Here is a 9,564-nt window from a genome sequence, read left to right as displayed (position 1 = left end):
ACTATGCGCAGACCGAGGAGTTCGGTATAGCCGCGTGACTCAAACCAAATGGCCTCCGGCAATCCCGGGGCGGTTCAATCCGCGGTGGGCAGGAGGAACTGAACTGGTCCGAACGGAGGCTTCTATGGAATCGTTGGTGCGAGGAGAAAGGCTCGGGCGCATTTCATATGGTCGAGTCCGGATACCAATTATGCGAGGCGGCTAATTCTGATCTGTACCTAAAGGATACGCCTGAAGGCCCTTTGATTTTCGTTTGCACAAAGGTCACGGAACAGAGATCTGACTGCACGATTGCGGATCGGACCGGAGCCGGATGGGGCGTTCTCACATTGGATTTCAATCGCAAATACGTCTACCAGGCCGACGAGATAAGGAAGCGGTTTCGTTCGCTCTTGGATTCCTTTGCCGAAAAGTAGGCTGGGTCTGCACAGGCAACTCATGAAGAATAAGCGGTCGGATTTGCAGCTGGCCGCTGACTCGGACACGGATGGGTCGATTGCTCGCGGACTTGATTTCGCAGTGAAGCGAGAGCCGCTTCTGGCCCATAGCTGACGGTCTGCATGACGATCGCGAACGTCGGCTCTTCGAGGTGGACCGGAAGTCCCCCGGTCCGGTCGCTATGGGCGGCTTTTGACCGAGAGCGGAAATCAGAGCTCGATCGCTGGTGAAAATCACCAAACGCAGCAGCACGCGCCGTGCCGGGTTGCTCGCGGCCGCGCGTTGCGGTCGGGCAACACTTGCTGGAAAAGCGTAGCGCCAAGTGCTTCCGCCCATTGCGCATTTCCATTTTGATCCGAATGATCGATGCCGTCGCGTGCTGGGCGGTGCAACAGGGCTCGGATCGAGCCTTTGGAGGCTACGGGGTGATGAACCCGCGGCGAATTGCGACTCCGGAGTTGTGCGGGACGGTCATTCTCGCAGGTTGGCTCCTTGCCTGGCTTGCCGGCTCTGCCGGCACCGGGAACAGCGGCGCAGTGTCCATCGACGACCTCGCACCATCTCTCGCCGCCAACGCCGAACCGGCTGATACGCGACAGACCACCGCAGTCGACAACGTCACCAAAGTGAATGCTGAAGCGGCGATGGCTGCGGAACCCGTAACGGAGACGGCGTCCGACACGATGGCCACCCCGCAGCCAGGCGTCATGGTTAACGCTGTCGCAAACGCCGATGCGGCGATGGCGGTTGAATCGGTGCCGGCGACGCCCCCTGATGCGACAGCGACCTCGAGCGAGCCGAAGTCAATCGTCGTGGCTGCGTTGCCCGATTCGTCGCAGACGCTGCCGGCCGAAACATCGCCGGTGCAGGCGGCGACGGCGAGCCCGCCTCCCGTGTCTGGTGACACCGAGGCGGCCGCGAGACCCCTGGATATTTTCGAGGAGTGCCTCGTCGTCGATGTCTGCATCGACCGGTACCTGTGGGCGCTCTACGAACGGACGCCGAAGCAAGACACCATCAGCGTACAAGAGCAGCGGAAAGTGACCGTCAAGAGGAAGCGCAAGACGGTGACTGTCACCAGGACGTTCACCAGGCGCGTCGATAACGATTTCACGTGGAAGGATCCGAAGGCGGCGGAACGAATGGGCATGCCGATGATCGACTACGTGATTGGAGGGGTGGATCGGAGCTTCAAGCTCAAGCTGTTTCACGCGCTTTACGCGGCGGAGCAGGCCGGGTTGGCGCCCGGCATCACCAGCGCGTTCCGCGATGACTACCGTCAATCGATCGCGAGCGGCCTGAAGGCGGCGTCCGACAAGTCATACCATGGAGGGAGCTTCCGTGGCGGCTATGGCCACGGGCTTGCCGTCGATGTCGTGAGCGTCAAAGGCGCGACGCGGGCGGAGCGTTGGGTCACCACCGAGGCCCTTTGGAAATGGATCGACGCGCGTGGACCGGATTTTGGAATCGGGCGACCGTATCTCGATCGAGATCCACCGCATGTCGCGCCGATCGACGGCAAGGAATACGCCGCTCACCGCGGCGGGACGAAAGCTCAGCACGCGGAAGCGGATCGCAAGAAGCGCGACCGGGGCGCTGTGCGGGTCGTGGCAAAACGATCAAAGACCGCAAAAGCGTCGAAGGGGAGAACGATCTGATCGGGTTCAGCTGCGCCTTCCAACACGACGCGGGCAAGAATGCCTAGCAATCCCATCATCGTGCAAAAATACGGCGGCGTCTGTCTCGAAACACCGGCAAAAATCCGCGCGGCCGCGAGCAGTGTCGCCGATTTGCATGGCCGTGGTCATCGTGTCGTGGCGATCGTTTCAGCGATGGGCAAGACCACCGATGAACTCGTCAGGATGGCCTATCAGGTCAGCCCGCATCCCAATCGCCGCGAACTCGATATGCTATTGACCACCGGCGAGCGCATCAGCATGTCCTTGATGAGCATGGCGCTGTCCGATCTCGGCGTGCCGGCGATCAGCTTTACCGGCAGTCAGGCCGGTGTCATGACCGACGGGTCCCATTCCTCCGCACGCATTCTGGACGTGCGGCCCATTCGCGTGCGCGAAGAACTCGATCGTGGACGCATCGTGGTTCTGGCGGGCTTTCAGGGCGTGAACCCGCTGACCAAGGAAATCACGACGCTTGGCCGGGGTGGCAGCGATACCACCGCGGTCGCCATGGCTGCGGCGCTCAAGGCGGAGTGCTGCGAGATTATCAAGGAGGTCGACGGAGTTTGCTCGGCTGACCCGCGCATCGTCGCGGACGCAAAACCCTTGCGTCAGCTGGATTTCGCATCCCTATCCGAAATGTGCTTCTGGGGCGCCAAGGTCCTGCACTTTCGCAGCGTGGAGCTGGCCCACAGCCAAAACGTGCCTTTGATCCTGAGAAAGTGGGGCGGCGCTCGACACAGCACGCAAGTGATGAAGGAGGTCGCAGACATGGAGAACGGAAAAGTCCTGGCCGTCAATTCGATGGCTCGCATTGAGCATGTGGAGATCGATTCGGCGGACCTCAATCAAGGCTTCGAGAAGTTCGCGCAGCATCTCCAGCAAAATGGCTTGCCTTGGCCGCAACTCCTCGCCTCGGCTTTCACCGCCGAAAAAACCCGCATCATGATGACTTGCGATTCTGAGACACTCGATGCGTTGCTGCACACACTGGAACGGAGCAACGATTTGCGCAAACAGCGCGAGACGCTGAGTTCGGTGAGCCTCACTTGCTTCGGCGGCATTTCCTCGGACCTGCCATACAAGGCGGTTCAGATTCTGCAACGTCACGGAATCATCGCCGACAAGTATGTCTTGTCATCGCATTCGGTAAGCTTCTTTGTTCCGGTGGAGAGCCGTGAGGCCGCGGTCATGGCTTTGCATTCGCTGATCTAGTTGAAATTTGGCAACGGGCGACGTCGGCCGTCGGCCGTTGGCATCGGCAAGGTGCAGGCCGCCTACTTCCGGATGATCAACGAACGGGGCGGCATCAGCGGCCGCCGGATCAATCTGATTTCCTGTGACGATGCCGCGACGCCGGCGAAGACGGTCGAGCAGGTCCGCAAGCTCGTCGAAAGTGACGAAGTCCTCGCCGACCAGAGCGCCGTTCCGATGGAATCGGAACGGGATTCCGTATCCATGGTTCAAACGCGTTTTCTTTTATCAATGCCCGAGCCGCGCCTCCGTACCGGCCAGCAGCCGCTGAATGTTGGCACGATGGCGCACGATCACGTAGATGCCGCCGGCGATCACCAGCAAGCGATAGGGCAATGGTTGCTCCAAGCCGCAGACGAGGACGATCGCGGTCAATGCCGCCAGCATCGAGCCGAGGGAAACGATCCGAGAGACAGCCACCACAGCGCCAAAGGCCGCCGCAGCGCCGAGGCCCACCGGCCAGGACATCGCCAGCAACACGCCGAGCCCGGTCGCAGCGGATTTGCCGCCGGTGAAATTCAGCCAGATCGAACGGCCGTGCCCCAGCAACACGGCAAGTCCGGCCAGGCAGACAGCCCAGGACACGCACGTTTGCGGATCAAGCGCTGCCGGTGGCGTGACGGATGGCAAGGTGTACAACCAGGGATAAAACCAGCGGGCGAACAGGATTGCCGCCACGCCTTTCAGCACGTCGACCAGGAGCACCGCCAATGCGGGCCACTTCCCCAGGGTTCGCAATACGTTCGTTGCCCCGGTGGATTTGGAGCCATGCTGGCGGATATCGATGCCCCTGAGCAGCTTCCCCGCCAGATAACCCGTCGGCGTCGAACCGAGCAGATAGGCGATCGCCAGTCCAGCCACACCCGCGATCCAGAAGACCATGTCAGTCACCTCGATGCCCTTGGCGCCGCGTCCATGAATCCTAACGCGGATGCCACCAGCGTCCGCCGATCACGACGCCTTCGGATGCGATCTTGCGATCGCCCGCCAGATGCTCGCCGACCACATCGACATAGTCGAACGCCCCCTGCCTGACCGAGATCAGCGTGGCATCGCCGACGCTGCCGGGCTTGAGGCTGCCGAGCTCCGGCCGCCGCAACGCCATCGCGGCATTGACGGTGGACGCCGCGATCACGTCCGGCAGCGGCATCCCCATGCAGAGGAATTTCGACATCGTCGTCACCTGGTCGAATGCCGGGCCGTCGATGCAGAGCTGGTGGATGTCGGAGGAGATGGTGTCGGGGTAGAAGCCGTTGGCGAGCATCGCGCGCGCGGTCTTGAAGGCGAACGAGCCCTTGCCATGGCCGATATCGAACAGCACGCCGCGCTCGCGCGCCTCCAGCACGACCTTCTTTACCGTGCCCTGCGCGGTCGCGGGCGTGTTGGGGAACGGACGGAACGCATGGGTCAGCACGTCGCCCGGACGCAGGCGCGCAAGCACCTCCTCATAGCTCGGCGGCGGATGGTCGATATGCGCCATCAGGGGCATGCCGACCTGCTCTGCAACCTCGAGCGCGATCTCGAGCGGCACCAGCCCCGAGGTGCCCGAGGCGAACAGGCCGACCCGCACCTTGATGCCGACGATCAGGTCGCGGTTCTCGTCGGCGACCCGCGCCGCGTCGATCGGATTCATCAGCCGCAGTTCCTCGCTCTCGCCGACCATCACGCGATCCGAGAAGCCGAAGATGCCGGCATGCGAAACGTGCAGATAGGCGAGGATGCGGACCTGGCTCGGCTCGATCACATGCTTGCGGAAGCCGGCAAAATTGCCGGGGCCGGCGCTGCCGGTGTCGACCGAGGTGGTGACGCCGGAGTTGCGGCAAAATTCCTCGGCGTCGATGCCGAGCGAGGTGCCGCCCCAATAGACATGCGTGTGCAGGTCGATGATCCCCGGTGAGACGATCAGCCCCGAGACGTCGCGGACCTCGGTGGCGGGATCGGCTTTCAACTCGCGGCCGAGCGCAGCGACCTTGCCTGAGGCAAAGCCGATATCGGTCACGGCATCGAGTTTTTGCGACGGGTCGATCACCCGTCCGCCGCGCAGGATCAGATCGAAAGGCATCGTGTTCTCCGGATTCGGTCCGGCACGATGGTCGACTTCGCCGGCGCCTGCAAGCCGCTCAACCGACACGGGCCTGTTGGGAAACCGGCGCGGTCGCTGTCGCGCGATCCGCGGCCTTGTCAGCAACCATGTCCGTTGCCTTGTCCGCTCCATTGGCCGACGCAACGATGGCCGCAATGGCCGGGTGATGCGCCGCCTCCGAGGCAGCAATGGTCTCGCGGGCCCAGCGGTACGAGGATTCGAAAATTTCCTGATGGCGGTCGAAATCAGTGACGTCGATGCCGTCAGGCGTCGGCGGACGCATCACCATGTCGAGCGGCGTGGTCGGCAGCGTATCATAGCGCTGATGCGCAACGAGGCTTCGCCACAGCACGTTGACGGCGCTCGGTGCGGCCGGAAGCAATTTCTTGCGGAACGGCGTCAGCAGCGATGCAAGCAGCTCAAGCCGCCCCGGCAGCGCGGCATAGTCGACGTCGAACATCTCGGTGGCGGGGTCGCCGAAATGGACCACCAGATTCGGTCCACTCTTCATCTGGTGCATCTGCGCCAGCGGAACGTTGTCGACGAGGCATCCGTCGACCAGCATCGAGCCGTCCCTTGTGTAGAACGGCGGCAGCAGACCCGGGATGGCGCTCGACGCCCGCACCGCCTGCCAAAGCAGACCGGTGCGGATCAATTCGAGGCTGTGCGTCGACAGATTGGTCGCGATCGCCGCGAACGGCCGCCAGCAGTCCTCGATCCGGCAATTGTGGCCGTACTGATCGGCGAGCGCGGCATCGAATGCCTTGTGGTCCAGCAAGGCGTAGCGCGGCCAGGTCGGGCGGCGGAAGCTGCGGCTGGAAACGAAGATCTCATGCGTGCCGCGCTCGAGATGCTCGGCGTCGTAGTTCTTGGCAAAGCCCGCCGCCATCGCCGAGCCGACGCTGGTGCCGACAAAGATGTCGAACGTCGCGCCGCGCTCGCGAAACGCCTTGTAGACACCGACATGCGCGGTGCCGAGACTGCCGCCGCCGCCGGCGACAAATCCGACGGCGCGACCGCACAGGAAGCGAACCAGGCTGTCGATGTCGAGTTGGTCCTCGAGCGCGACATGATGGTGCATGAAGCAGGGCAGCCGCGCCAGCCACGCCGCGGTGCCGCTGACCTCGTGGCGCCTGACGTCATGAACCCGGACGAGGCGCCGCGTCGACGCCGGATGCACTCCGCAGGCGAAGCGTTCGATCTCCGTCAGATCGGGCGTCGGCGCATGGCCACGGCAGGCGAACACGACAAGGTCGGCCTGACGGATGGTTTTCCGCGCCCAATCCGATGCGTCAGGACCACCGAAATAGGCCACCAGCGGCGCGTCGTACTCGATCCTGTTGAGCCAGTCGGCGACTTCGGATGCGTCCAGCGCGCGGCCGGGAAACATCGCCTGAACCCGCGCGAGGTCGACGATCTCGGCACCCGCAGCGGCAAGGCCTTCGCGCAACCTGTGCTCAAAGGCGGCAGGCACCGGTTCACGTCCACCTGGGATCAGCGCGACGGTGCGCGCCTTCGGTGACGCCCGGAGCGGCAACAGACGCGCGGTCTCGGTGGCAAACCGCCGCGCGAGCGCAGCCAGCAGCGCCTCGACGATCTCGGGCGTTTCCCGCGCCAGCGTGGTATAGGCGGCGCGCGTCAACACCAGCACGCTGGTATCGCGGATCGCAATCACGTTGGCCGTGCGCGGGATATTGGCAAAGAAGCCGATCTCGCCGACCAGTTCGCCGGCGCGAAGCTCCGCGATCGGTTCGGGATGACTGGTCCGGTACACCGCGAGCGCGCCGTGCAGCACCAGAAACAGCGCGTCGGAGGCACCGCCCTGCTCGACCAGCAGCTCGCCGCGCACGAGGTCGCGCCGGGTCATTGCGCCAAAGGCAATCAGCCGCTGCTCCGCGCTCAGGGTTCTGAACAGCGCGAAGTCCTCGGACACGTTTCCCCACGCAAACGTCGCGCTCGGCGGCACACGGTTCGAATGCATGCTCCGATGTTAGCGCCGGGCCGTCGTCCCGGCGAGCGATATCACGGCTCAATCGGCCGCACCCTGGCTACAAATCCTTGGGAGCACTGCAGCAGGATTTGCAGCATCCGCGATCTGCTTCACCCGACCAGTTCCGGCCACGGCACGATGGTCGACTTCACCGTCTTCATCGCCATTGCGTCGGCAACCGCGCGGGCGACGCCATCTTCGGTGAACGGATAGATCGTCTGCATGTCGAGCCAGGGATATTTGTTCCGCGTGCGGTAGAGCATGTCGACGCCGAGCGGCAGGTCGTTGCCGGTAAAGCCCCAGGAGCCGAGCACGTTGAGGTCCTTGGTGCAGATGCGGTGCCACGACGTATTGATCGAGCCGGCATCGGTGAACTGCCCCATCTCGACATAGGTGCCGCCGTCGCGCAGCATCTCGATGCCCTCGGGGCCGGCGGTCGGATGGCCCGAGCAGTCCATGACGAGGTCGGCGCCGAAACCGCCGACGATGTCGCGCACCGCCTTGATGCGCTGTTCCGGCGTCTTGAGCTGCTCGATATCGACAGTCGCCTCGGCGCCGAACTTGCGCGCCAGCGCAAGGCGCGGCGTCTCCGGCGCGCCGACGCAGATCACGCGCCCCGCGCCCATTTCCTGCGCGGCGGCGACCGCGAGGATGCCGATCGGCCCCGAACCCTGGATCACCACGGTGTCGCCCCATCTGAAGCCGCCGGCGCGGGTGGCGCGGTTGAAGGCGCGGATGCAGGAGGTCAGAGGCTCGGAGAGCGCGCCGAGCCGCAGCGACATGTCGTCAGGCAATTTGTAGATCTTAGTGCCGGGCAGCATGTCGAGATCGACATAGACATATTCAGCCCAGCCGCCCCACATATGCGGCGCCTTGTCGAAGCCGAGATAGCGGCCGTAATAGACCGGCGTCAGGCATTTGTTGGCGCTCTCGGGATAATGGATGCAGTAGTAGCAGCGGCCGCAGGGCATCAAGGGCGGGATCATCACCTTCGATCCCACCTGCAGCGGCTTGCTCATGAAATCCTCGGTGAACTCCGCGCCGCATTCGACGATCACGCCGCCGAGCTCATGGCCGAGCGTGAACGGCCACGGCAACGGCTTCGGCCAATGTCCCTTCAAGATGTGCAGATCGGTTCCGCAAACGCCACAGGCGCCCACCTTGATCAAGGCCGCCTTTTTGCCGATTTCCGGCCATGGCACTGTCCGGATTACCGGCTTGGCTCCAGGTCCATCATGCGTGCAGACGCGGATCTGCTCCATCGGTTCGCTCTCCCTGTCCTTGTCGTTGGGCCGGGTTCGGCCGAGCCGACTTTAGGTCAGGACGATTGGGATGTCATGAAGGCCTGTCATGAAGGTCTTCATGACATCCCTTGGCGGAACGAGGCGCTTCAAGTCCTGGCGGAGTATTGTCCGCAAGGAGGCATCGATTGTGAAGGCAGCCGAGGGCGAATTGGCTGGTAGCATTGCGGGGAACGACACCATGAATCCTGGTATCGAAGGTATCGTCGGCATGTACGTCAAGTTGGGCGAACTGGACACGCTGCAACGAATGAAGGAGCATCGACAGGGTTTGCTCGACCAATGCGTCGATACCGCGAATTTCAGCTTCGATGTGACGAGATCGATCTACAGGAGCGACCTCGAGGTGATCGAGGCCGGTATCGAGAGTCTGTTTGGCGAGATCACCGGCCATGTCGACGTGGTCAACGAGAAGAGGATTGCCGGCTGGGCCCTGTACAACCAGCACCCCGACAAAAGGGTTGCGATCGATATCTACTTCAACAACAACCTCGTCGGCGAAGTCGTCGCCGATGAGTTCCGCAACGATCTCCTGAAGCTCAACAAGGGCGATGGACACCATGCCTTCGTCTTCGTGCCGCCAAGCGGCTCCTATCAGCCGCCGCTGCAGATTGAGGTCCGCGCGGCGAAGCGAAAGGTGCTGAAAGCCGTGACTGTCGAACCACCAGCGGCGGCTGTCGAACCGGAAACGGCTGTCGAACCGGAAATGGACGCCGAGGACAAATAACCTCACCGCATCGCTTTCGCGCGCTTCGGATCGGCCGGGCGCCGCCTGGCTGAAGTCGCCGCAGACGTCAATATGGGCCGCGACATGACGGACGT

Annotated in this window: 7 protein-coding genes and 1 pseudogene; 4 read left to right on the top strand and 4 right to left on the bottom strand. The window is 63.2% G+C overall.

Features of this window, described 5'->3' with window-relative positions; all coding sequences use genetic code 11:
- Positions 1-737: 737 nt before the first annotated feature.
- The 3 genes and pseudogenes from QJT82_RS23075 to QJT82_RS23065 form a co-directional block, all read left to right on the top strand.
- Positions 738-2,096 (top strand): peptidase M15, encoded by a 1,359-nt coding sequence (locus QJT82_RS23075; protein WP_196238206.1) that lies wholly within the window; start codon positions 738-740, stop codon positions 2,094-2,096.
- 39 nt (positions 2,097-2,135) lie between these two features.
- Positions 2,136-3,329, top strand: a complete 1,194-nt coding sequence (locus tag QJT82_RS23070) for an aspartate kinase (RefSeq protein WP_028342950.1) — start codon at positions 2,136-2,138, stop codon at positions 3,327-3,329.
- A gap of 42 nt (positions 3,330-3,371) precedes the next feature.
- A pseudogene (locus tag QJT82_RS23065) lies at positions 3,372-3,524 on the top strand (ABC transporter substrate-binding protein); the annotation flags it as partial.
- Positions 3,525-3,596: 72 nt separating this feature from the next.
- On the opposite strand, the gene plsY reads toward QJT82_RS23065, so the two are convergent.
- The 4 genes from plsY to QJT82_RS23045 form a co-directional block, all read right to left on the bottom strand.
- Positions 3,597-4,250 (bottom strand): glycerol-3-phosphate 1-O-acyltransferase PlsY, encoded by a 654-nt coding sequence (plsY, locus tag QJT82_RS23060; protein WP_028342948.1) that lies wholly within the window; start codon positions 4,248-4,250, stop codon positions 3,597-3,599.
- A 40-nt stretch (positions 4,251-4,290) separates the two neighbouring features.
- Positions 4,291-5,430 (bottom strand): amidohydrolase/deacetylase family metallohydrolase, encoded by a 1,140-nt coding sequence (locus tag QJT82_RS23055; protein ID WP_028342947.1) that lies wholly within the window; start codon positions 5,428-5,430, stop codon positions 4,291-4,293.
- Between the two features lie 58 nt (positions 5,431-5,488).
- Positions 5,489-7,432, bottom strand: coding sequence for a cyclic nucleotide-binding and patatin-like phospholipase domain-containing protein (locus tag QJT82_RS23050; RefSeq protein WP_028342946.1), 1,944 nt, complete (start codon positions 7,430-7,432; stop codon positions 5,489-5,491).
- 119 nt (positions 7,433-7,551) lie between these two features.
- Positions 7,552-8,703, bottom strand: a complete 1,152-nt coding sequence (locus QJT82_RS23045) for a zinc-binding dehydrogenase (RefSeq protein ID WP_028342945.1) — start codon at positions 8,701-8,703, stop codon at positions 7,552-7,554.
- Between the two features lie 88 nt (positions 8,704-8,791).
- On the opposite strand from QJT82_RS23045, the gene QJT82_RS23040 reads away from it, so the two are divergent.
- On the top strand, positions 8,792-9,469 hold the full coding sequence (locus tag QJT82_RS23040) for a hypothetical protein (protein WP_155258670.1): 678 nt from the start codon (positions 8,792-8,794) through the stop codon (positions 9,467-9,469).
- Positions 9,470-9,564 lie beyond the last annotated feature (95 nt).

The organism is Bradyrhizobium sp. Mp19, from assembly GCF_029952935.1.
Lineage (GTDB): Bacteria > Pseudomonadota > Alphaproteobacteria > Rhizobiales > Xanthobacteraceae > Bradyrhizobium > Bradyrhizobium elkanii.
The sequence above is the reverse complement of the archived record's forward strand: the minus strand, read 5'-3'. Positions and strand labels throughout refer to the sequence as shown.

Coding starts and splice junctions, on each gene's coding strand:
- QJT82_RS23070 (WP_028342950.1), top strand. CDS start 2,136: ATGCCTAGCAATCCCATCATCGTGCAAAAATACGGCGGCGTCTGTCTC.
- plsY (WP_028342948.1), bottom strand. CDS start 4,250: ATGGTCTTCTGGATCGCGGGTGTGGCTGGACTGGCGATCGCCTATCTG.
- QJT82_RS23055 (WP_028342947.1), bottom strand. CDS start 5,430: ATGCCTTTCGATCTGATCCTGCGCGGCGGACGGGTGATCGACCCGTCG.
- QJT82_RS23050 (WP_028342946.1), bottom strand. CDS start 7,432: ATGCATTCGAACCGTGTGCCGCCGAGCGCGACGTTTGCGTGGGGAAAC.
- QJT82_RS23045 (WP_028342945.1), bottom strand. CDS start 8,703: ATGGAGCAGATCCGCGTCTGCACGCATGATGGACCTGGAGCCAAGCCG.
- QJT82_RS23040 (WP_155258670.1), top strand. CDS start 8,792: ATGAAGGTCTTCATGACATCCCTTGGCGGAACGAGGCGCTTCAAGTCC.